18 protein-coding genes and 2 pseudogenes are annotated in these 20,097 nt (G+C 61.7%); 8 read left to right on the forward strand and 12 right to left on the reverse strand.

What is annotated here, in order from left to right; all coding sequences use genetic code 11:
• Nucleotide 1: 1 nt before the first annotated feature.
• Nucleotides 2-1,669, forward strand: coding sequence for a SulP family inorganic anion transporter (locus MYCSP_RS10255; protein ID WP_167346515.1), 1,668 nt, complete (start codon nucleotides 2-4; stop codon nucleotides 1,667-1,669).
• 40 nt (nucleotides 1,670-1,709) lie between these two features.
• Here the strand turns inward: MYCSP_RS10255 and MYCSP_RS10260 are convergent, their stop codons facing one another.
• Genes MYCSP_RS10260 through MYCSP_RS10270 form a run of 3 tightly spaced genes read right to left on the reverse strand, consistent with a single transcriptional unit; the run spans nucleotide 1,710 to nucleotide 3,356 of the window.
• The gene (locus MYCSP_RS10260; protein WP_088413726.1) at nucleotides 1,710-2,180 is read right to left on the reverse strand and encodes a hypothetical protein; all 471 of its coding nucleotides are present in this window, start codon (nucleotides 2,178-2,180) and stop codon (nucleotides 1,710-1,712) included.
• A complete protein-coding gene (locus MYCSP_RS10265) occupies nucleotides 2,177-2,464 on the reverse strand; it encodes an SHOCT domain-containing protein (RefSeq protein ID WP_088413727.1) in 288 nt (95 codons plus the stop codon). The genes MYCSP_RS10260 and MYCSP_RS10265 overlap by 4 nt, the downstream gene beginning before the upstream one ends.
• Nucleotides 2,465-2,483: 19 nt before the next feature.
• Entirely contained in the window at nucleotides 2,484-3,356 is an 873-nt protein-coding gene (locus MYCSP_RS10270; RefSeq protein WP_088413728.1) for a universal stress protein, read from the reverse strand.
• A gap of 237 nt (nucleotides 3,357-3,593) precedes the next feature.
• Between MYCSP_RS10270 and MYCSP_RS10275 the strand changes: the two genes are divergently transcribed.
• The 3 genes from MYCSP_RS10275 to MYCSP_RS10285 are packed head-to-tail and all read left to right on the forward strand — an operon-like array spanning nucleotide 3,594 to nucleotide 5,410.
• Nucleotides 3,594-4,469, forward strand: coding sequence for a universal stress protein (locus MYCSP_RS10275; protein WP_088413729.1), 876 nt, complete (start codon nucleotides 3,594-3,596; stop codon nucleotides 4,467-4,469).
• Nucleotides 4,470-4,487: 18 nt separating this feature from the next.
• Nucleotides 4,488-4,694 carry a hypothetical protein gene (locus MYCSP_RS23490; protein ID WP_083016898.1) on the forward strand — a complete coding sequence of 69 codons (207 nt, stop codon included), beginning with the start codon at nucleotides 4,488-4,490 and terminating at the stop codon, nucleotides 4,692-4,694.
• Nucleotides 4,691-5,410: a VIT1/CCC1 transporter family protein gene (locus MYCSP_RS10285; RefSeq protein WP_088413730.1), complete on the forward strand. Its 720-nt coding sequence runs from the start codon at nucleotides 4,691-4,693 to the stop codon at nucleotides 5,408-5,410. The genes MYCSP_RS23490 and MYCSP_RS10285 overlap by 4 nt, the downstream gene beginning before the upstream one ends.
• Here MYCSP_RS10285 and MYCSP_RS10290 read toward each other — a convergent pair.
• The 5 genes and pseudogenes from MYCSP_RS10290 to MYCSP_RS10310 all read right to left on the reverse strand — a co-directional run bounded on the left by MYCSP_RS10290 (nucleotide 5,400) and on the right by MYCSP_RS10310 (nucleotide 12,856).
• Nucleotides 5,400-7,094, reverse strand: a complete 1,695-nt coding sequence (locus tag MYCSP_RS10290; protein ID WP_088413731.1) for a SulP family inorganic anion transporter — start codon at nucleotides 7,092-7,094, stop codon at nucleotides 5,400-5,402. The genes MYCSP_RS10285 and MYCSP_RS10290 overlap by 11 nt on opposite strands.
• Nucleotides 7,095-7,111: 17 nt before the next feature.
• On the reverse strand, nucleotides 7,112-8,830 hold the full coding sequence (locus tag MYCSP_RS10295; protein ID WP_088413732.1) for a sensor histidine kinase: 1,719 nt from the start codon (nucleotides 8,828-8,830) through the stop codon (nucleotides 7,112-7,114).
• A gap of 95 nt (nucleotides 8,831-8,925) precedes the next feature.
• A pseudogene (locus tag MYCSP_RS10300) lies at nucleotides 8,926-9,546 on the reverse strand (response regulator); the annotation flags it as partial.
• On the reverse strand, nucleotides 9,543-11,954 hold the full coding sequence (locus MYCSP_RS10305) for a phosphoketolase family protein (RefSeq protein WP_088413733.1): 2,412 nt from the start codon (nucleotides 11,952-11,954) through the stop codon (nucleotides 9,543-9,545). The gene MYCSP_RS10305 and the pseudogene MYCSP_RS10300, both read right to left, overlap by 4 nt.
• Entirely contained in the window at nucleotides 11,951-12,856 is a 906-nt protein-coding gene (locus MYCSP_RS10310; RefSeq protein WP_083016891.1) for a universal stress protein, read from the reverse strand. Before MYCSP_RS10310 ends, MYCSP_RS10305 begins: the two co-directional genes overlap by 4 nt.
• A 210-nt stretch (nucleotides 12,857-13,066) precedes the next feature.
• On the opposite strand from MYCSP_RS10310, the gene MYCSP_RS10315 reads away from it, so the two are divergent.
• The gene (locus MYCSP_RS10315) at nucleotides 13,067-14,074 is read left to right on the forward strand and encodes an Acg family FMN-binding oxidoreductase (protein ID WP_083016749.1); all 1,008 of its coding nucleotides are present in this window, start codon (nucleotides 13,067-13,069) and stop codon (nucleotides 14,072-14,074) included.
• A gap of 13 nt (nucleotides 14,075-14,087) precedes the next feature.
• Here MYCSP_RS10315 and MYCSP_RS10320 read toward each other — a convergent pair whose 3' ends face one another.
• Together MYCSP_RS10320 and MYCSP_RS10325 are read right to left on the reverse strand one after the other, a co-directional pair.
• Entirely contained in the window at nucleotides 14,088-15,089 is a 1,002-nt protein-coding gene (locus MYCSP_RS10320) for a zinc-binding alcohol dehydrogenase family protein (protein WP_088415562.1), read from the reverse strand.
• Between the two features lie 51 nt (nucleotides 15,090-15,140).
• Nucleotides 15,141-15,734: an Rv1733c family protein gene (locus tag MYCSP_RS10325; protein ID WP_235629539.1), complete on the reverse strand. Its 594-nt coding sequence runs from the start codon at nucleotides 15,732-15,734 to the stop codon at nucleotides 15,141-15,143.
• 227 nt (nucleotides 15,735-15,961) lie between these two features.
• Here MYCSP_RS10325 and MYCSP_RS10330 point away from each other — a divergent pair.
• The 3 genes and pseudogenes from MYCSP_RS10330 to MYCSP_RS10340 all read left to right on the forward strand — a co-directional run bounded on the left by MYCSP_RS10330 (nucleotide 15,962) and on the right by MYCSP_RS10340 (nucleotide 18,201).
• Nucleotides 15,962-16,768 (forward strand): annotated as a pseudogene (locus tag MYCSP_RS10330) (universal stress protein).
• 24 nt (nucleotides 16,769-16,792) lie between these two features.
• Nucleotides 16,793-17,671 carry a universal stress protein gene (locus MYCSP_RS10335; RefSeq protein WP_088413735.1) on the forward strand — a complete coding sequence of 293 codons (879 nt, stop codon included), beginning with the start codon at nucleotides 16,793-16,795 and terminating at the stop codon, nucleotides 17,669-17,671.
• Nucleotides 17,668-18,201, forward strand: a complete 534-nt coding sequence (locus MYCSP_RS10340) for a GNAT family N-acetyltransferase (RefSeq protein WP_083016733.1) — start codon at nucleotides 17,668-17,670, stop codon at nucleotides 18,199-18,201. Before MYCSP_RS10335 ends, MYCSP_RS10340 begins: the two co-directional genes overlap by 4 nt.
• Before the next feature lie 73 nt (nucleotides 18,202-18,274).
• On the opposite strand, the gene MYCSP_RS10345 is transcribed toward MYCSP_RS10340, so the two are convergent.
• The gene (locus MYCSP_RS10345; RefSeq protein ID WP_083016730.1) at nucleotides 18,275-18,703 is read right to left on the reverse strand and encodes a cellulose-binding domain-containing protein; all 429 of its coding nucleotides are present in this window, start codon (nucleotides 18,701-18,703) and stop codon (nucleotides 18,275-18,277) included.
• A gap of 187 nt (nucleotides 18,704-18,890) precedes the next feature.
• Nucleotides 18,891-19,991 carry a glutamate--cysteine ligase gene (locus MYCSP_RS10350; RefSeq protein WP_083016728.1) on the reverse strand — a complete coding sequence of 367 codons (1,101 nt, stop codon included), beginning with the start codon at nucleotides 19,989-19,991 and terminating at the stop codon, nucleotides 18,891-18,893.
• Between the last annotated feature and the right edge of the window lie 106 nt (nucleotides 19,992-20,097).

The raw sequence follows: 20,097 nt of genomic DNA on the forward strand, positions 1-20,097 counted from the left end.
GATGTGGGCCCAGGTGATGCGTCTCGCCAGCGGTGTCGCAGCACGGCTGCTGCCGCAACACGACGACTATGCAGGACTGAGCCGCTCGTGGCGCCGCGATATCCTTGCCGGCACAACCGTGGGGGTGGTCGCACTTCCCCTGGCCTTAGCGTTCGGCATCAGCTCGGGAGCCGGTGCCGCGGCCGGCCTGATCACTGCCGTCATTGCCGGTGTGGTGGCTGCTGTGTTCGGCGGGTCCCACGTGCAGGTCTCCGGGCCGACTGGAGCCATGGCAGTGGTGCTGGCGCCCATCGTCTTCCAGTACGGTGCAGGCAGTCTGGCTTTGGTCACCGTGCTGGCTGGAGTCATCGTGCTTACAGCCGGGATAACAGGTCTCGGACGGGCCGTCACCTTTATCCCCTGGCCGGTCATCGAAGGCTTCACTCTCGGAATCGCCACCATTATCTTCATGCAGCAAGTCCCCGCTGCTGTCGGACAGCCCGTACCCCAGGGCCAACGCCCACTGCTGGCAGCCATCGAAGTCCTCACCCACGCACGGTGGAACACAGCGTGGCCGCCGCTGCTGGTGGTGGTGTTGGTTGCCGCGTTGATGATCGGCCTGCCGCGAGTACACCGCGCGATCCCCGAATCCTTGGCCGCGGTAGTTGTTGCCACGGTGCTCGTGGCAACAACCGGGCTTGCGGTGGCACGAATCGGGCAGTTGCCGTCGAGGCTACCTGCACCACTCCTTCCGCACGCCGACCTGGCTGCGCTGCAGGCGCTTTTGGGGGCTGCCGTAGCGATAGCGGCCTTGGCTGCAATCGAATCATTGCTTTCGGCCCGGGTTGCAGCCACTATGTCGCCGACCGGACCCTACGACCCCGACCGCGAGCTCGTCGGCCAGGGGCTGGCGTCGGTTGCATCCGGTCTGTTCGGTGGTATGCCCGCCACCGGTGCTATCGCCCGAACCGCCGTCAACATTCGTTCAGGTGCACGTACCCGATTGGCCGCCATCACTCACTCGGTCCTGTTGCTCGCGGTGGTGTATCTGGCCAGCGGGCCCGTGGCCGGAATACCCTTAGCCGCATTGTCTGCGGTACTGATGATCACCTCGCTACGCATGTTCCCCCTGCGCACTGCGGTTACGATCCTGCGCTCGACTCGCTCGGATGCCCTCACCTTCGTCCTCACCGCACTCGTTACGATCTGCTTCGACCTCATCGAGGCCGTCGAGATCGGCATCGTGGTTGCCGCCTTCTTCGCCCTGCGTGTCGTTGCCCGCCGCAGCAGCGTCACCCGAGAGGAACTACCCGGCCCACCTCAACCGGGTGATGAGAAAATCGCACTACTGCGGCTCGATGGCGCGATGTTCTTCGGTGCAGCCGAACGCATCTCGAACTCAATCACCGACACTGAGCACCCCGACACCAGTGTTGTGATCATCCGCATGTCCCAACTCGGCATGCTCGACGCCACTGGCGCACACACCTTGGCGCAGATCGCCGAAGAACTCGAATCCCGCGGTATCACCGTCATCATCAAAGGTGTTCAGCCAGAACACCTCAAACTCCTCACCAACGTCGGCGTCATTGAGTCCCTACGGCACGAGAACCACCTCATCGGTTCCCTCGAGGAAGCCATCGCTCACGCCCGGCGTCATGCTACTGGTACTCACTCGAAAGGCGATTGACAGTAGCGTCGGTGTGGTGAAGCCTTTCCCCGCTGCCGACTTACGCGGTCTCTGACAGATCCTGCTGCTGAGTTTTCGGACTATGAGAGACCCCGTTTCGCGCCGGGGACCAACCGATAACAGTCAAATACAGACCTGCGAGTGCCATCGCAGCCGACATCGCCTGCCACCAGGGTGCCATCTCGATGAGACGGTTCCCCATCGAGAGATAGATACCGGGAAAGATCATCAGCGCCGCACCCTTGAACGCCGTCAACCATCCCAATATCGATATCAGTGCCGCTGTCGCACCACGCCACCACGGGTGCAGAACAATGATGACCAAGCCCATCGGGAGAACGAACGCGCCGAGCGCCCACGTCCACGTACCGGCGCTGGTGTCGGTGAGCTCTGAGAGGAGCGTCTGAATATTCGCGGGTCTCCCGAGTACCGTGAGCGCTGATATCAACAGGTACGGACCCAGAACACGTGCGAATAGCTTTGTCCTGAAATGAATTTGTGGTGATGTCATGGCTGGATCCTTCCAGTGGGATGAGAATCGGCGGCCCCTCGCAAGGTTGCGATCTGCCGCTGGAATTGGTTTTCATCGATTTCTCCACGTGCGAACTTCTCGGCCAAAATGCGCTTCGCGGAATCGGTGCCGCGCATAGGAACGGACTCTGTTGTGTTCGTGCTGAACACTTGCCGAAGCAATACAACGCCACCGACGATCAGCGCTGCCCAGAACAGCATCATGACGATCGCCATCCCGGCGTATGCCCACCCGCTCATGTCTGGTCCATACCAAAGCATCATGGTGTCTCCTTAATGTCGATCAGAGTTGTTGGTTGTGCCCGCAGATCATGAGCGTGCAGTCCGCGCCCGGGTATGTGGTGGCCTGCTGCTGTCCCAACAGTTCGCTAAGCCCGCCTCTGCGACCTCTGCCTATCACGGCCATTTGAATCGAATCACCCTGCTGTGAAATATATTTTGGAAGACCACCGTGCAGCAGGTGAACCTCGATATGTGTATCGGGATACTTACGTCGCCAGGGTTCGAGGTGCCGCTCCAGGCGTGCATTGAGAATGGCGGCCGAGTTGTCTTTCGCGTGGCTTCCCGTTTGTGAAGATGGAAGATGGCCGACGACTTGTGCGACCGCATCGCGCTCGGCAGCGGACTCCAAGCCATGTTGAAGCACGACATGCGAATCGGGTGTGTCCTCGAATTCGATGAGCACGACACCGTATTGCGCCCGTGCGCTCCGATGGCCGCGCACTATGACGACCGGACAGGCTGCGCGCATGGAAAGCGCGGCGACGGTGGAGGTGTCGCGATGGTTGGCGGCCCGTTCTCGACTCAATGTCCCGACGCACACCAATGCGGCCGCGCACGACTGGTAAGCAAGGACATCCAGCGCCGTTCCCTGGAGGATCTCGATCTCGATTTTGACCGGCTTGTCGCTGGATTGCACGGCGAGTACAACGCCCTGAGTGGCAATCTCGGCCGCGGCCACGTCGTGTGCGGCGTAGATTTCACTCGACATCCCCGCGCGAGGCTCGATCGCGTATACGAGACGCAACGGGATATCACGTTCGTACGCTTCATCGGCGGCCCACAAGGCCGCTGCGACGGCTCGGTGAGATCCATCAACCCCGACCACCACGACCTGCGAGGGTCTGCCGATCTCGGAGCGGATTCGTTCCGTCATGATGGAACCTATCTATGCCGTCAGTTGCTTCCAGACATGTTGTCGTGCAATGAATATGTTCGCGGGAACGCGCGCAGCGGAGCAGGGTCGAGCGCTCTCGGACGGTGAGGTACAAAGTCCGCGTTCGAGTGGTCCGGGCATGGGACCAACGGCGTCCCGGCAGGGACTGCGGACCCCATCGCGACGTAGGTGCCGTTCCATAGCGTGATGTGAGGAGGAGCGGAAGGAGCATTCGATATGCCTGGCACTGCACAGAAGTCCGGCGTTGTCGTCGCGATAGACGGGTCAGAGGAGTCGAATGCCGCCGTGCGGTGGGCTACGCGGGAAGCCGCGATGCGTCGGGACAGATTGACCATCGTCTCCGTGGTCAATCGGGAGTATCTCTATATTCGTGACCCCGAGACGCAGGATAGGGTCCACCAATGGCAGCGGCAACATGCCGAAGACGTGCTTCGTCGGGCTCAGGCGGCCGTCGAGGATTCGGACGGCGCCACCGCGATTCCGGAGATAGATACGCAGCTGATATACGGCAAATCGGTGCCGGTACTTGCCGACATGTCCAAGGACTGCCGAATCCTCGCGGTGGGTCGGCGCGGTCTGGGGGCCTTTGATCGGCTGGTACTCGGTTCGGTGAGCATGGGGTTGGTGCACTACGCGCATTGTCCTGTCGCCGTTATACATAGCGATAATCAACCCGATCTGTCTCAACCGGTATTGGTCGGTGTTGACGGCTCCCCCATCTCGGAGTCGGCCATTGCAGTGGCGTTCGACGAGGCGTCTCACCGTGAGGTCGCGTTGATCGCCATGCATGCCTGGGTGGATGTTCTCGATGTGGCGCCGGAATTCGACTGGCGTGTAGAACGCGAAGAGGCGCAAGAAGTCCTGGGCGAGCGATTGGCCGGCTGGCAGGAGCGATACCCCGACGTGCAGGTGATCCGCAAGGTGGTGAAGGGAAACCCAGGGCGCTGGCTTGTCGAACACTCTGGGCAGGCACAACTGGTCGTCTTGGGCAGCCACGGCCGAGGTGGATTCGCGGGGATGTTGCTGGGGTCAGTTAGCCGACGCGTCGTGGAGGCGGCCCACAGCCCCGTGATCGTGGTCCGACCCTCGTAGATGCCGAGAGGAGTCGCGATGGACATGTTCGTCATCGAATTCTGGCGGTACTTGATCGGCCGTGCGTGCTCTCTCGATCGGAAGATGACGCCCACTGAGCGAGTTGTCGCGTTCAAGCGCCTCGTCGAAGCACTGACGTTGATGTTGGCGCTAGCTACGCTAACCGGGATACGGAGCATTTGTGGCCACCGTAATCAATTGTCAATCAGTGCAAGTGTGTCATGAGCGGTGAACTGACCCGCCATTCGGGTGAGCCACATAGGCAGGATACGGGGAGCCGATTGAACTGGCTCCGTGCGGGTGTCCTCGGCGCCAACGACGGAATCGTGTCGACCGCCGGCATGGTGGTGGGCGTGGCTGCGGCAACTGCGGAGCGCGGTTCCATCTTTACCGCCGGAGTCGCGGGCATTGCGGCCGGAGCGATATCCATGGCGCTGGGTGAGTATGTTTCGGTCAGCACTCAGCGCGATACCGAGCGGGCGCTGCTGGAGAAGGAACGCACGGAGCTCCGAGACTCCCCCGAGCCTGAACTGGCAGAGCTAGCCTCCATTTATGAGTCGAAGGGTCTATCACCGAGCACGGCTCGACAGGTCGCCACGGAACTGACCGCGCACGACGCCTTTGCCGCACACGCCGAGGCCGAGCTCCATATCGATCCGCACGGGTTGACGAATCCATGGCATGCTGCGGTGTCCTCGGCAATCTCCTTCCTGACCGGAGCCATGCTGCCGATGATTGCCATCCTGCTGCCGCCCGCGGCTTGGCGAATCCCGGTGACAGCGCTGGGCGTATGTATCGCCCTGGTGCTGACAGGATGGATCAGCGCCGCCCTTGGCGAGGCCGGCCGTATCCGGGCCATTTCACGGGTCACCTTTGGCGGATTGACGGCCATGGGGGTGACTTATCTGATCGGTACGCTCGTTGGGCACGCTATGTCTTGAGATCCTCAGGGCGGGCATGGAACGCATCGACTGCCGTCGGGAGCGTCACGAAAATTCTGCTCTCGCCGATCCGCGACAGCAGATCTGCTGCGGCCAAAGCATCGCGCAGATCTTGTTTGACCCGTGCCATAGCGAAAACTATTCCCCTGTCGGATAAGTCGCTTCTCAGCCGCTCCAGCGCATCCAATGCGGTGAGGTCCACGTCTACGTTGGCCTCTGCGCTGAGTATGAACCATTCGACGGGCTCCGGGGCCGTGGTTACTGCATTCATCGCGCGACGGCGGAAATCCTCGGCATTGGCGAAACACAGTGGTGCGTCATACCGGTAGACGACCAGCCCTGGCACCGGGCTTGCGTTCGGATAGTCGTCGACATCGTGCATGCCCGGTACTCCGGGGACGTAGCCGAGTACTCCGTCATGCGGATGCGCGACCCTGCGGAGCAAGTCGAGTATCGACAAGGCGACTGCGGCCAAAATCCCATACAGCACACCAAGCCCGAGGACAGCCAGCGTTGTCGCGAGCGCCAGAACGAACTCGCTGCGGCGGAATCGGGCGAAGCGGCGGTACTCGGACACGTCGATGAGCCTGAGTGCGGCATACACCACCAGTGCGCCCAGGGCAGCTCGCGGGACCAGAGCCAAAACCCCATGTGCAAAAAGCAGCACCGTCAGCACAAGGACGAATGCGATCAGGGAGAACAGTTGACTGCGGCTTCCCGTCGAATCACCGAGTGCGGTGCGGCTACCGCTGGAACTGACCGGAAAGCCTTGCATCAAACCAGATCCCATGTTGCACAGACCTAGCGCGCGTAGCTCGGTGTTGGGATCGATGTCTTCGTTCCGGCGGGTCGCGAATGCGCGCGCAGTCAGTATGTTGTCGGAGAACGCGACCATGGCTACACCCATCGCGGGTATGACCAGCGTCCCTAGTTGGCTTACGTCGATGTGGGGCACATCGGGAATCGGGAGGCCCGCCGGAACCCGGCCCACGAGGTCAAAACCGGGTGAGGGCAGGGCCGATGCGGCCGCGGCGGCAACGGCAACCGCGATAAGTGGACCGGGCATGCGAGAGGCCCAGCGGGTAAGAGCCGCCAATAGCGTGAGTACGGATGCGGCCAGTATGAGCGTCGGCCACCGAATGTGCTCGAACTGTCCTGCCAACGATCTCACCTGGGCGATGAAATCGTCGCCGGAGTTCCGAGTGCCGGTTATCGTACCGATCTGACTGCCCGCCATGGTGATTCCAACACCACCCATGTAGCCGACGAGCACCGGATGCGAGAGCAGATTGGCGAGCACTCCGAGCTTGATGAGGCCTGCCGCAAGACACACAACCCCCACTAACAGCGCCAATGCGGCTGCCAAAACCGCATAGCGCCCCGAGTCTCCAGATGCCAACGGCACCAGGACAATCGCCGTCATTAGGGCGGTAGTGGACTCGGGTCCGACGGACAGTTGTCTTGACGATCCCAGGAAAGCGTAGATGACCAACGGTGCCAAGGAGGCCCACAGGCCGCTGACCGGCGGCAGGCCCGCGAGTGCGGCATAGGCCATGACCTGCGGAACGAGATATGCCGCGACGGTGATGCCGGCGAGAACATCTCCGCGCAGCCAGGTGCGTCGGTAATCTGACAACAGCCCTAGACCAGGTGCGAAATTCTTCCATCGCATGAGGACCGTCATGGTGTCTCGCCAGTCCGTTACGGGAGCGGTGCCGACCAGTGGATGCGGGTTCCTCCCGAGGCCGGCGTGGCGATATCGACCTGTCCCCCTACGGCCTTGGCGCGGGTCGCCAAGTTGCGTAGCCCGCGCTGATGCACGTCATGGGGTATTCCGATTCCGTTATCGGTGACCTCGATGGTCAGATCGTCATCAACCGATATCAGAATGCCCACTTCTGAGCCTTGAGAATGCCGCACGGTATTGCTCACCGCCTCGCGCACTACGGCTCTGGCATGTTCGGCAATATCGGCCGGGACGACGTCGAGCGGCCCACTGATCCGAACCGATACTTGGAACGATGTCTCGTCGGTCAATTCGGCGATGGTTTCTCGTAGCTCGGCGCGGAGTGAAGGCCCTTGTGTGGCAACGGTATGCAGATCGAATATAGCCGTGCGGATGTCCTGAATGACGTTGTGAAGTTGGTCGATGTGGTCGAAGAGGCGGGCGGCGACCTGAGGCGATTTGATCGCGCGGCGATGCGTACTCTGCATCGACAATCCAATCGCGAACAATCGCTGGATGACATGATCATGCAGATCTCGGGCGATCCTGTCCCGGTCCGCGAGCATAGCCATTTCGTTCATCGTGGCCCGGGTTTCGGCGTGCTCGAGCGCGAGGGCCGCCTGGTCGGCGAAGGAGGCGGCAATCTCGAGCTGTCGGGACGCGAAGTCGACGCCTGTCGGCGTCCGTATCAATAGCAGCACACCGGCGGTCGATTCTCGACCACGCAGTGGTAATGCCATGGCCGGGCCAAAGCTGATACCAGTGCCCGCTGGTATGTCGAAGTCCAGTCGGTGCACGGTGCGCGGCGTCCGGTCTTGGAAGGCAGCTCCGGAGGTCGACCCCTCAAGTGGGATTCGTTGTCCCCTGAGTTCGTCGCCGTCGCCACCCGCGCATACGGCGACCGTCAGCGCGTCGACTCCGTCGTCGTGGACACTCGGGGCAGGCAGGGCGATGACGCCGTAGTCGGCGTTGACGAGTGTGCAGGCGCGTAGCGCGATGAGATCCAGAGCCTCCGCGGGCTCGACGCCCGCCAGCAGCGTCGAGGTCACTTCGCTGATCGCCTGCAACCACTGATGGCGTTCCTTCGCCGCGTTATACAGGCGTGCATTCTCGATGGCGATTCCGGCGGCTCCGGCCAATGCGCGCACGACCACCTCGTCATCGGTCGTGAACTCGGCGCCGTCACGCTTTTCGGTCAGGTAAAGCCGTCCGTACACCTGACGGCCCAATTCGACGGGAACGCCCAGGAAGGTGCGCATGGGAGGGTGATTCGGTGGGAACCCGACGGATGCGGGATGGCGCGCGATGTCGGCCAGACGTAGCGGTTTGGCCTCATCGATGACCACCCCGAGCACCCCGTGTCCGGTGGGTAGCGGCCCGATCAGTTCGCGGGTCGATTCGTCGACCCCCTCGTAGATGAACTCAGTCAACATGCCATCCGGCCCCAGAACGCCAAGGGCCCCGTAGCGTGCGTCTACTAGTTCGGTGGCAGCCTTGACGATCTGGCGCAGAGTCATATTGAGGTCGAGCCCCGAACTGATCGCCATCACCGCGTCCAGAAGGGCATCAACCCGGGTGCGGGTCTGGGTGATGATGCGCTCGATACGCGCCTGGACCTCCTCCAGCAGCTCGCTGAGCTGAATGTGGGCGAGTTCCTTGGTTACCGACTCTTGGGCACCCGACCTGTCGGCCACCCGCCAATTTTGGCAGAACTGGATACGTCCTGCTGGCCAACCGGCTGAGAATTGACGCCGCGTGATCTTGGCTGCTCACTGTAGGTGTGGGTGTCGGCCAGCCTGGCGGCAAGTACGGCGGCCTGGGTGCGCCGTTCCATGCCGAGCTTGCCGAGTAACCGCGACACATAATTCTTCACGGTCTTCTCGGCGAGGAACATTTCGCCGGCTATTTGCCTATTGGTGAGTCCCTGCCCTATCAACTCAAGCAGCGTGCGCTCCTGGTCGTTCAACGTCGCGACCGGCGACGATTCAGTAGCGGCTTGAAGGCGGCTTTTCAGCACCGCCGCCGCCCGATTGTCGAGCAGGGAACGCCCGGATCCGACGGCCCGGATTGCCGACACCAGATCCATCCCCTTGATGTCTTTGATCACATACCCCCCGGCGCCGGCCATGATCGCGTCGAGCATCGCTTGTTCGTCCGTGAAGGAGGTCAGCATGAGGCAGTTCAGGTCGGGGCATCGTGAGCGCAGATCTCGACATAGTTCGATGCCGTTGCCGTCGGGCAGCCGCACGTCGAGCACGGCGATATCAGGATTGACCGCCGGGATCCTCCGCATGGCCTCGCCGGCAGATGAGGCCTGCCCCACCACTACGAGGTCGTCCTCGTCGTCAATGAGGTCGGCTACTCCGCATCGGACGATTTCGTGGTCGTCGACCAGGAACACTCGGATCACGATGGGGCTCCCTCCCACCGCCAATGTCGGACCTCGGGAAGGTCTTCTCCATAGGTGCGGATCCAGTCATGGTGGCGGGCGTGCATTGCGTGCATGTCTTCCCGCAGCTGTCGGGCGCACGCGTCATCAAGTAATCCGGGCGTCCGCTCGAGTACGTCGATCACCAGCTGGAAGCGGTCCATCTTGTTCAAGACCAACATGTCGAACGGTGTTGTGGTGGTGCCCTCTTCCAAGTAACCCCGGACATGCATGTTTGCGTGACCGGCACGGCGATAGGTGAGCTTGTGGATCAGCGATGGGTATCCATGGAACGCGAAGATCACCGGGCTTTCCTTGGTGAACAGGGTGTTGTACTCGGTGTCAGTCATACCGTGCGGATGCTGACTGTCTGATTGCAAACGAAACAGGTCGACAACATTGACCACGCGAATCTTCAATTGCAGCAGCCGCTTTCGCAGTACTGATACCGCTGCCAGCACCTCGATGGTGGGAACATCTCCGGCGCAGGCCAATACGACATCGGGTACTGAGCCGGCATCGCTACTGGCCCATTCGAAGATATCGGCACCGCGGGCGCAGTGCAGCGCGGCTTGCTCGGGATTGAGCCAGACCGGCGTGTAGTTCTTCCCGGCGACGATGACATTGATGTAGTCGCGGCTGGCTAGGCAATGCGCCGCAACCGACAGCAGTGTGTTGGCGTCGGGCGGCAGGTAGATTCGCGCCACTTCGGCTCGTTTATTTGCGACATGATCGATGAAGCCGGGATCCTGGTGCGAGAAGCCGTTGTGGTCCTGGCGCCAGACATGCGAGGTGAGTAGATAGTTGAGTGAGGCGATCGGGCGGCGCCACGGGAGTTGCCTACTGACCTTGAGCCACTTGGCATGCTGGTTGACCATGGAGTCCACGATGTGCGTGAAAGCTTCGTAGCACGAGAATAGGCCGTGCCGTCCGGTGAGCAGGTAGCCCTCCAGCCAGCCCTGGCACAGGTGTTCCGAGAGCACCTCCAGTACCCGACCGTCGCGACCCAGATGATTGTCGGTGGGCAGAATCGTTGCGCTCCATTGCTTGTCCGTCACATCGAAGACATCCCCAAGCTTGTTCGATTCGGTTTCATCCGGGCCGAACAGCCGGAAGTTTCGTTGCTCCGCGTTATGGACCATCAGCTCTCTCAGATACCGGCCCAGAATCCTGGTCGGGGAGGCGGGCACTCCCCCGGGCTGGCCCGTCACCACACCAAAAGTGCCGGGATCCGGCAAGACAAGCGGTCTTAGTGTGGCACCGCCGTTGGTATGCGGATTGGACCCCATTCGCCGATGACCTGATGGAACCAGTTGCTTGACGGTGCTATTCGGTGCTCCGCAATGATCGAAGAGCTCTTCTGGACGATAGGACCGCATCCATTCATCAAGCAGAACACGATGTCCGGCATTCTCGCGGACATCGCCGACGGGCACCTGGTGGGACCGCCACGTGCCTTCGACCTGAACTCCGTCTACGGCGGCCGGGCCCGTCCAACCCTTGGGGGTGCGTAACACGATCATCGGCCATATCGCGCGATGCAATGGCGCTCCTTGGCATCGGGATAGCAACTGGAGATCACGGATCTCCATGATCGCCCGATCCAGCGCCGCTGCCATCTGTTGATGCATGTCCGCTGGTTCGTGGCCGCTCACGTAGATCGGGCTATATCCGTATCCGCGGAGCAGATCCTCAAGCTCTTCTTCGGTAATCCGAGACAGCACAGTGGGGTTGGCGATCTTGTAACCGTTGAGATGAAGGATCGGCAGCACCACTCCATCAGTCGCCGGGTTGAGGAACTTGTTGGCGTGCCAGCTTGCGGCCAACGGCCCGGTCTCGGCTTCACCGTCGCCGACTACACAGACCGCGACCAAGTCTGGATTGTCAAGCACGGCACCGTAGGCGTGCGCCAAGCTGTATCCCAGCTCGCCTCCCTCGTGTATCGACCCGGGGACGTCTGGGGCTACGTGGCTGGGCACTCCTCCAGGAAAAGAAAACTCGCGAAACAACATTCGCATGCCATCGACATTCTGCGGGATGTCGGGGCGGACGTCACTGTAGCTGCCCTCCAGCCAGGTGTTCGCGAACATCGCGGGCCCTCCGTGCCCCGGACCAACGACGAACAGTGCGTTGATGTCGTGCGTAATGATGGCTCGGTTCATGTGGGCATAGACGAAGTTCAGGCCGGGCGAGGTGCCCCAGTGTCCCAACAACCGTGGTTTGATGTGCTCGCTCTGAAGGGGTTCCGTCAGCAACGGGTTGTCCAGCAGATAGATCTGCCCCACCGTGAGATAGTTCGCTGCGCGCCATTGAGCATCAAGGGCGTGCAGTTGATCGTCCGACAACGGGTGTCGATGATGTTGGGCCGCACTAGGCATCGCAGTGGTCATCGCTTGGTATCCGATGCGTGCGGGCGGGCAATCAAAACCGGACACGTCGCTTGGTGAATCAGCGCGTGGCTCGTCGATCCGAGAAAGAAGCCGGCTACGTCGCCGCGTCCACGACTTCCCACGACGATCAGCTGAGCATGCTGGGCGCGGCGCAGCAGCACGTCGGCGGGGTTGCCCATGGCCACAACACGATGGACGGTGACGTCCGGGTACTTCTCCTGCCACCCGGCTAGTCGTTCGGCGAGGATCTCGGACTGCTGTTGCTCGCTAGCTGCCCAATCCATGGTGCTCCATGCGGTGTATGCGTAGACATAGCCGGGTGGGACATCGTTCCACACGTGCACCGCTACCAACTCCGCGCCGCGCATGGACGCCTCTTCGAAGCCCCAGGCAATGGCATCTTCGCTGGACGGAGACCCGCTGACGCCCACGATGACAGGGCCGTCCGCAGGAGTGCCCGATTCACGAATGACGACCACCGGGCTGTGTCCCTTCGCGGTCAGCGTTACTGATACCGACCCAGCCATCATCCCGGTGAAACGTCCCAAGCCGGTTGATCCGACTACCGTAAGCAGCGCGTTCCGGGAGAGGTCGATGAGTGTCGGAATCGGTTGCGCCTTTACCAGGGTGGTAGCGACTTCGAGTCTGGGATGCAGCGCGACCACGTGGTCCTTGGCTTGATCGAGGAATGTGGCACCGTCGGAATCCAGATGCACGTAGAAACTCTCGGCCGCCGCGGGATTGAAACCGTAACCGAAACTGCTGTAGTCGATGGCATGGACGAGCTTCAGCGGAAGGTTGCGCCGCTCTGCTTCTGCGCTTGCCCAGGTGAGGGCGTGTAGTGCAGATGCGGATCCGTCGATTCCTACCAGGATGTACGGACGCGGGGTGGTTGCGCTCATGGTGGCCTCCGGGCGTGGGAAGTAGCTGATGTACACCACGCTATGACCGCGGCGTGCCTGGTCCCACGGCCAAAAGTCCCATGCTGGCGGGAACCAGGGCCATGCTCGGCAAGGTATTCCGCATGTCGTGGACTACCGGCGGTGGTGCGCGGTCCTGTTGTGGTCGTATCCGGGGACCAATTGCTCTGATGGGTCTGAACGGCCCGGACGATGATTGAGGCAGTGAACTCGGAGGTACCCGAAATGGCTCAGGATGTTCTTGCCCGCAATGTGGTGATCAAGGCGGTGCAGGCCGCGTGTCGGGCACCCTCGATTCATAACAGTCAGCCGTGGCGCTGGGTTTTGGATGGCGATCTTCAGCTACATCTTGATGTCAACCGTGTCCTTCACGTCGACCCTGCTCGTCGTGAGGCGTTGATGAGCTGCGGTGCTGCCCTCGACCATTTTCGGATAGCCATGGCCGCGTTCGGATGGTTGGTCAGGCCCGATTACTTTCCTAATCCGAATGACAATACTCATTTGGCCACAATGAATTTCGTCAAGATGCACTACGTGACGGATGCTCACCGGAACCGATTGCACGCAGCCGAGCAGCGTCACACCGATCGGCTTCCGTTTCTGCCCCCGCGCAGCTGGCCGCTGAACGAGCAGCTGATTTGTCAGGCGGTCGGCGATCGGGCCTTTGTCGATGTGTTGCCGGAAGCAGCGCGACACCGAGTTGTCGAAGCCGCGCAACTGAGCGAAGGGCTCCGTCAGTATGACTCGGATTACAGATATGAAATCGACTGGTGGACTGCTCCCTTCAAGTTTTCCGAAGGGATTCCGGAAAGTGCGTTGCCTTCCGAGGGTGAACGCGGTCGCGTCGACGTGGCTCGTGAATTTCCGCTTGCATTGCACCAGTCCCGGCGTGTCGGCGTATCCAAGGACGAGTCGACGTTGGTTGTGTTATCGACCGGTGGTGACACCCACCGCGACTTTCTGACATGTGGCGAAGCGTTGTCGGCACTACTGGTGGAGGCCACCGTCGCGGGCCTGTCGACGTGCACCCTCACGCACGTCATCGAACTCGCCGCGAGTAGGCAGATCGTCGGTGGCCTGGTCGAGCGTGAGTATCCGCAAGCGGTGATCAGAATCGGCAGCGTTCCCCCGCTGGATCCGGTACCTGCTCCTACCCCGCGCCGGCCACTGTCCGCGGTTTTGCAATTCGAGGGTGGGTAGTAGCTCCCCGCCGCTAAGGGATTAGTACCGCGGCGCCGGTGACACGACCTGCCGCAAGGTCCGAGAGCGCACGGTCCGCATGCGCGAGGCTGTATCGCGGGCCGCTGAGATGTAGGTGATGTGCCGAGGCGAAGTTGAGGAAGGCGTGAGAGTCGGCCCGCGTGTTCGCGGTCACCGATCGAATCTGCCTCTCCTGAAACAGATGTTGCTGGTAGTTCAGCTGGGGAATGTCCGACAGGTGGATTCCGGCGATCGCCAATGTGCCTCCACGGTCCAACGCTTCCATTGCGGGAGTGACTAATTCGCCGACCGGTGCGAACAGTATCGCGGCATCGAGAAGAGCAGGAGGGGTATCGGCCGGGCCCTGCGCCGACGCGACACCTAATTCGCGGGCGAGCGCTTGTGCATCCGTGCCCCGTGTCATCACATGGACCTCGGCGCCTTGAGCGAGGGCGACTTGCGCGGTGATGTGCGCGCTGCCCCCGAAGCCGTAGATGCCTAATCTTCCCCCAGGAGGCAGTTGAGCGCGTTGCAACGAGCGGTATCCGATGATTCCTGCGCAGAGCAAGGGGGCCAGTTCGACATCGGAGTATCCAGGCGGGAGTGGCAACGCGTATTCGGCTGGTACAACCGCGTACTCCGCGTAGCCGCCGTCCGCGTCCCACCCCGTGTAACGCGAAGCAGGGCAGAGATTCTCGTCTCCCCGGGCGCAGAATCGGCATGTGCCGCAAGTATGGCGAAGCCATGCGATACCGACCCGTTGCCCCAGGTGGAACTCGGAGCCCACATCTTCTCCGAGTTCTATCACCTCCCCCACGATCTCGTGTCCCGGTATGACATTCGCCGCGTGCGGTGCGAGGTCCCCCTCGGCGACGTGTAGATCGGTGCGGCACACCCCACAGGCGAGTACGCGTACCAGCAACTCGCCGGCCGATGCTGCCGGAATCGAGGTCCGGACGCGGCATAACGGGCCATGGGCGACCGGACCGGGGCGCTGTACCTGCCAGGCAATCATCTCGGTATCGCTCACGGCGCCCTTCTCTCCTCGGCGAACACTTGTTCAGGATCAATGATCGCTGTTCTTGTGCCCGTCGTGTTCGGTGAGAGCCTTGAATTCCGTATCCCATTGTCGGGCGCGTGTCTTGTCGATGCGTCGCCCGACGAAGGACACGAGGGCGAGGACGAAGACCACGCAAGCGACCCACGACAGGACCGCGGCGCCAATAGCGCGGCTGGTCGCCGTTTCCCGCGCCAGCGGGGCATCTACGTGACGGCCGGAGCTGTCGACCCATATTGAGAGGCGCTCTCCAGCTGCCAAGCTTGTCCCGTATGTCACAGTGTCCCGGCGCGGTACGCCATCGCTGGTCCATTGGGCGGGTACGAAGACGGTATCGCTGTGACGCCGCCCCGTGACGTGACTCTTTTCTGTCGCCACTGCTTCAACTTCGTGGCGTGTGCGTACTTGTTCCTCGTGGGTGCGCAGCGTCGCGTCGTGGACCGCCGTACCGATGGCGCCGGCCACAGAGAGCATCGCAATGGCCGCCAGGCAGCCCATCAACCGGGCCGCGGCATCCACTCGATCGCAGCCCCTGATGAGTGGATGCTTACGAAATAGATGTGTGAACAAGCTGTACCAATATCCGAAAGGTAAGGCGTTCATGACATCTCCCGAGGTGAAGGTCGTGACTATTAGATGCTCGCAACGCGTGCGGCGTATCGGCAGAGGATGCTGACTCCTTATGAGGGGTTCCTAGGTCGTACGGTCGATAGACCTTCTGCTCGTCGTGTCGCATACCAGCGGCGGGATAACCGGGACCAATGACTCCGGTTGCAGGTCGGCACTGCTCCTACGGTCAATTCAGCTGATCGAGGTAAGGGAGCACTGCGATGACTGAGTACGACCGTCATGGTCCGGTAGTGGTAGGCATCGACGGGTCCCGGGCGGCCATCCACGCCGCCGAATGGGCGATTGATGAGGCCATAGACAGGAATGTGCCGCTTTGCCTCGTCCACGTTACGAGAGTTGTCGTCAGCACGAAGTCGTTTGTCGACGAGTATCGGATCGATAAGGAATACGCCGAGACGGCATTGCGAGCGGCCGCGAGTGCCGTGAAAGCGACAGGAAAGCCGGTAAAGCTTGACTGCATAATCCGTCATGGTCTGGCCGGCGACGCTTTGGTCGCCGAATCGTGAAACGCCAGTCTGGTGTGTGTCGGTTCGGAAGGGGTCGGCCGCATCGCGAGTGCGTTCTTCGGGTCTACTGCGACAGAGGTCGCCAAGCGTGCACGTTGCCCGGTAGCGGTAGTCCATCGACCCGAGTCCATCTCTGATACAAGGCAGTTATGGATAGCGGTGGCGGTGAACGAGCCGGGTGAAAGCGAGGCGGCGATCGATTGCGCCATGCAGGAGGCGCGGCTGCGGCAGCTGCCTGTCCTTGCTGTCGGTACGTGGCAGGAGGACATGGGCGAGCACCCATACGACAAGCTCGATCCTCGAGTCGAGGCACTGCGCGAGCGCTACCGGGATGTCCGGATTTATCCGGTCGCAACGCCTGCGGATCTTGGACGCTTTGTCAAGAAAAGTGACGAACCGGTGGCCATCGCGGTGGTGCGCCGCGCAGAGATTGGGGACGTGATCCACACGCGACCGTCGCCGGGGGGCGGCGAACGTACCTTGCTCATCGTTCGCGATTGACAGATTCGACAGAGGGCGAAATCAATGAGCGCATCAGGCCTCACCGAGGCGGGAATCGTTGTGGGTGTAGATGGATCGGGCGCCTCGGATGCCGCCGTCCGGTGGGCCGCGCATGAATCGGGCACCCGGCGCGAGCCACTGATCATGATCGCCGCATTCGATATCGAGTCGACTCACGTCCACGATGACCAACGCAGAGAGCGCATTTATCAGTGGCGTGAGCGAGAAGCACAACTCGCGTTGGAAAAGGCGCAAGGCATCGCGCAGTCGGTGACCGACGGCGGACCGGTGGCTGTCCATTGCCGGGTCGCATTCGGACATCCGGCGCAGGTGCTCATCGATGCGACGCGCAACGCGAGCATGCTTGTGGTCGGGTGCCGCGGACTACGGTCACTGGACCGAATGCTCTTGGGTTCCGTGAGTACCGCAGTGCTGCATCACGCCAACTGCCCGGTAGCGGTCATCCACAACGAGAACGCTGTCGATAGCGGGGCTCCGGTATTACTCGGTGTCGATGGAACACCCGCTTCCGAGAAGGCAACGGCGATCGCCTTCGACGAGGCGTCGAGGCGGGACGCTCGGCTGGTCGCGGTGCACGCGTGGACGGCATCGCACTACTTCTTCGAGCCCGAACTCGACCTGGACGTGACGGAGAACGAGGAGCGCCAGACTCTCGCGGAGAGGCTGGCGGGATGGCAAGAGCAGTATCCCGAAGTCAAGGTAGAACGCCGAGTAGTGTGCGACGACGCTGCGCACTACCTCATCGAGGAGTCCGCACAAGCGCAACTGGTGGTCGTCGGCAGCCACGGCCGCGGCGGATTCGCCGGGATGCTGCTGGGTTCTGTCAGTTTAGCTGTGGCACAAGCTGCCCGAGTGCCGGTTATCGTGGCAAGGGCGCCATGAACCTCGCCCTCTCGCCGGGCTCGGAAAACCTGGTGGTAGCGGCCCGCGGTGGGGCTTCGGTGACCTTGAGAAGGCTGACTCACGACGACGCATCAGCGGTCGCAGACCTTCATGTCGGCCTTCCCGAGCTAGATCGATACCGGCGTTTCTTCAGTACACACCCGGTAGACGCGGTGGCTCTCGCCGAGTCGCTCACCGCACAGTCGCAGCTGAATGAGACGGTGGGGGCCTTTAAAAACGGCCGTCTGATCGGTGTGGCGAACTATGCGAGATGCGGTCCGGCGCAGAGTGCTGACGTTGCGATCGTCGTTGCGCACTCAGAACAACAACGCGGCGTCGGAACGATGCTCATGAAATATTTGGCCGAACTGGCTGTGCGCAAAGGGATCACCCAACTCACTGCCGATTTCCTAGCCGATAATCACCTGATACTCGGGATGTTTAGGGAACTGGGGCTGTCCTGCAGCATTGAGCACACCGACCGAGAGGTGCTCCATGCCTCCATTGACTTGACGACCGGGCGCGTGTAAGCAGTGTATTCGAGCCCTCGGGGGCCGAGGAACAATGCGGCAATGCAATGGGCTGCGTCTCGGCGGGATTCCCCTAGCTGCAGGGGTATTGCCCGTTGAGCACGCAATTCAACGGCGGTGAATAGGAACCGGTCAGGACGCCTCTCATCCCACCTGTGGCTGAACCGCCCGGCGGGATGATGCGGTTCCAGTTCGCGGGACCGAGGACATAGTGCGTGCCAGATTGTGCAATGGTGCTACTCCACGTATGCCGCACGGACTCTCCCATCGGCAAGTCGAATTCGAGCCTCCAGTCGGTTAACGGCTCGGTGCTCAAGTTGGTGATGGTGAATCGGGCGATGAATCCGGTCTGCCATGCCGATGTCACCGACAACGTCGCCGCAGCAGCGGCCGCATGGGCTATGGGTGCCATGAGTACCCCGAAGGCGGTGAGCGTCAATGCCGGCACCGCTACGTGAAGCACTGTGCGCCAGCGCTTCACGTAGTTGTCAAGTCTGGCCATAACCGCTAACACTAAAGCCAAACTGACGAAGTCGGCCCTCGCATCGCAGGTAAGCTGCCGTACCTTTGCGCAACTGAGACCGTCATGAAATTTGGGCCGCGGCGCGCAGCGGCACCAGCTTCTGGTTTGGGCCCATACTGGCCGAACGGTGGTGAAGGTAGATGGCTCCGGACAGCCTTCGCAAAGGCTATTTGAATGTCGTTGTCGCTGTGGCTAGTTCGGAGATGACGTCAGTGACCTTCTCGCCGCGAGTCCAAGCGCGGCGTTGCCGCATGGCCCCGTTGCCCTGCTCAGCGATGCGCGTCAGCTCTTCGCGGGCCATGTCGTAGTCCCCGAGCAATTCGAGGGCAGGCCGGAGGTGCTCGATGAGCCTCATCAACAGAACCTGCGCAGGAACTGTCGAGCAGTTGTCCGCCAGGTCAGCGGCCTGACCATCCAGACCGTCGTGTGCCGCCCTCCAATTGGCTGCACGTAGGACACAGTCCGGGTATCTGGGCATCGGGTCCCCGCGCTCCTGGGCTTCTAGTGCGCACATCACAGCGGCTCGGATGATTGTGGCTACCAGCACCGTCTCGGCCACGGTGGCAGGTACGTCGGCAACCCGGACCTCGACCGTCGGAAAGTGGGCCGACGGCCGCACATCCCAGTAGACCATCCCGTCATCGAGCACTGCCCCGGCGCGGCGCAGTGTCTCAACTGTGGTGTCGTACCGACCGGTCGATTCAAAGTATGGCGGTGGCCCAGAACTCGGCCAGCGGGTCCACAGCATGCTGCGGTAACTCGCATAGCCACTGTCCGCGTTGCGATATACCGCGGAGTTGGCAGTCAAGGCAAGCAAAAGATGCAACATTGGCCGCAGGCGGTTGCTCACGTCAATTGCTGACTCGCGGCTGGGTACGGCCACGTGCACGTGGCATCCGCAGATGCCTTGTTCATGGGCCAGCATGCCGAAATGGTCGGCCATCCGGCGGTAGCGCGGGGTGGTCGTGACCGGGAAGGCGTGCGGCACCGTCGGGGGCAGCGCCACGGCCAACAGGTGCGCTTGCTGATTGGCTGCGGCCGCTGCTGTGATACGGCGCAGCCGAGTCAGCTCAGCATGCAACTCGCTGCTGGTACTCGTCACGGCTGTGGTGGTCTCCACCTGGCAGCTCGTTAGTTCCAGCTGTAACTCGACGCCTTGAGTTGCCGCGTCATGCGCGACAGCCCTGTTGCGTGCGACGGGCTCGCCGCTTTGCCGATCGACGAGGAGAAATTCCTCTTCCACCCCGACGGTTGGATGGCCCTTCATGGCACAAGGTTTCCCGACACGCGGCGCTCAAAACCTCTGGGGCCGCGATGAGGAGGATCCCCGTTGTTTGATGTGGTCAGAAATAGATGCGGTTGCCCGTATGCGG

It is taken from the genome of Mycobacteroides saopaulense, assembly GCF_001456355.1.
GTDB classification, from domain to species: Bacteria; Actinomycetota; Actinomycetes; order Mycobacteriales; family Mycobacteriaceae; genus Mycobacterium; species Mycobacterium saopaulense.

What these genes read in the sequence shown, in the direction of transcription:
- MYCSP_RS10255 (WP_167346515.1), top strand. Translation starts at nt 2, where the DNA reads ATGTGGGCCCAGGTGATGCGTCTCGCCAGCGGTGTCGCAGCACGGCTG.
- MYCSP_RS10260 (WP_088413726.1), bottom strand. Translation starts at nt 2,180, where the DNA reads ATGACATCACCACAAATTCATTTCAGGACAAAGCTATTCGCACGTGTT.
- MYCSP_RS10265 (WP_088413727.1), bottom strand. Translation starts at nt 2,464, where the DNA reads ATGATGCTTTGGTATGGACCAGACATGAGCGGGTGGGCATACGCCGGG.
- MYCSP_RS10270 (WP_088413728.1), bottom strand. Translation starts at nt 3,356, where the DNA reads ATGACGGAACGAATCCGCTCCGAGATCGGCAGACCCTCGCAGGTCGTG.
- MYCSP_RS10275 (WP_088413729.1), top strand. Translation starts at nt 3,594, where the DNA reads ATGCCTGGCACTGCACAGAAGTCCGGCGTTGTCGTCGCGATAGACGGG.
- MYCSP_RS23490 (WP_083016898.1), top strand. Translation starts at nt 4,488, where the DNA reads ATGGACATGTTCGTCATCGAATTCTGGCGGTACTTGATCGGCCGTGCG.
- MYCSP_RS10285 (WP_088413730.1), top strand. Translation starts at nt 4,691, where the DNA reads ATGAGCGGTGAACTGACCCGCCATTCGGGTGAGCCACATAGGCAGGAT.
- MYCSP_RS10290 (WP_088413731.1), bottom strand. Translation starts at nt 7,094, where the DNA reads ATGACGGTCCTCATGCGATGGAAGAATTTCGCACCTGGTCTAGGGCTG.
- MYCSP_RS10305 (WP_088413733.1), bottom strand. Translation starts at nt 11,954, where the DNA reads ATGACCACTGCGATGCCTAGTGCGGCCCAACATCATCGACACCCGTTG.
- MYCSP_RS10310 (WP_083016891.1), bottom strand. Translation starts at nt 12,856, where the DNA reads ATGAGCGCAACCACCCCGCGTCCGTACATCCTGGTAGGAATCGACGGA.
- MYCSP_RS10315 (WP_083016749.1), top strand. Translation starts at nt 13,067, where the DNA reads ATGATTGAGGCAGTGAACTCGGAGGTACCCGAAATGGCTCAGGATGTT.
- MYCSP_RS10320 (WP_088415562.1), bottom strand. Translation starts at nt 15,089, where the DNA reads ATGATTGCCTGGCAGGTACAGCGCCCCGGTCCGGTCGCCCATGGCCCG.
- MYCSP_RS10325 (WP_235629539.1), bottom strand. Translation starts at nt 15,734, where the DNA reads ATGAACGCCTTACCTTTCGGATATTGGTACAGCTTGTTCACACATCTA.
- MYCSP_RS10335 (WP_088413735.1), top strand. Translation starts at nt 16,793, where the DNA reads ATGAGCGCATCAGGCCTCACCGAGGCGGGAATCGTTGTGGGTGTAGAT.
- MYCSP_RS10340 (WP_083016733.1), top strand. Translation starts at nt 17,668, where the DNA reads ATGAACCTCGCCCTCTCGCCGGGCTCGGAAAACCTGGTGGTAGCGGCC.
- MYCSP_RS10345 (WP_083016730.1), bottom strand. Translation starts at nt 18,703, where the DNA reads ATGGCCAGACTTGACAACTACGTGAAGCGCTGGCGCACAGTGCTTCAC.
- MYCSP_RS10350 (WP_083016728.1), bottom strand. Translation starts at nt 19,991, where the DNA reads ATGAAGGGCCATCCAACCGTCGGGGTGGAAGAGGAATTTCTCCTCGTC.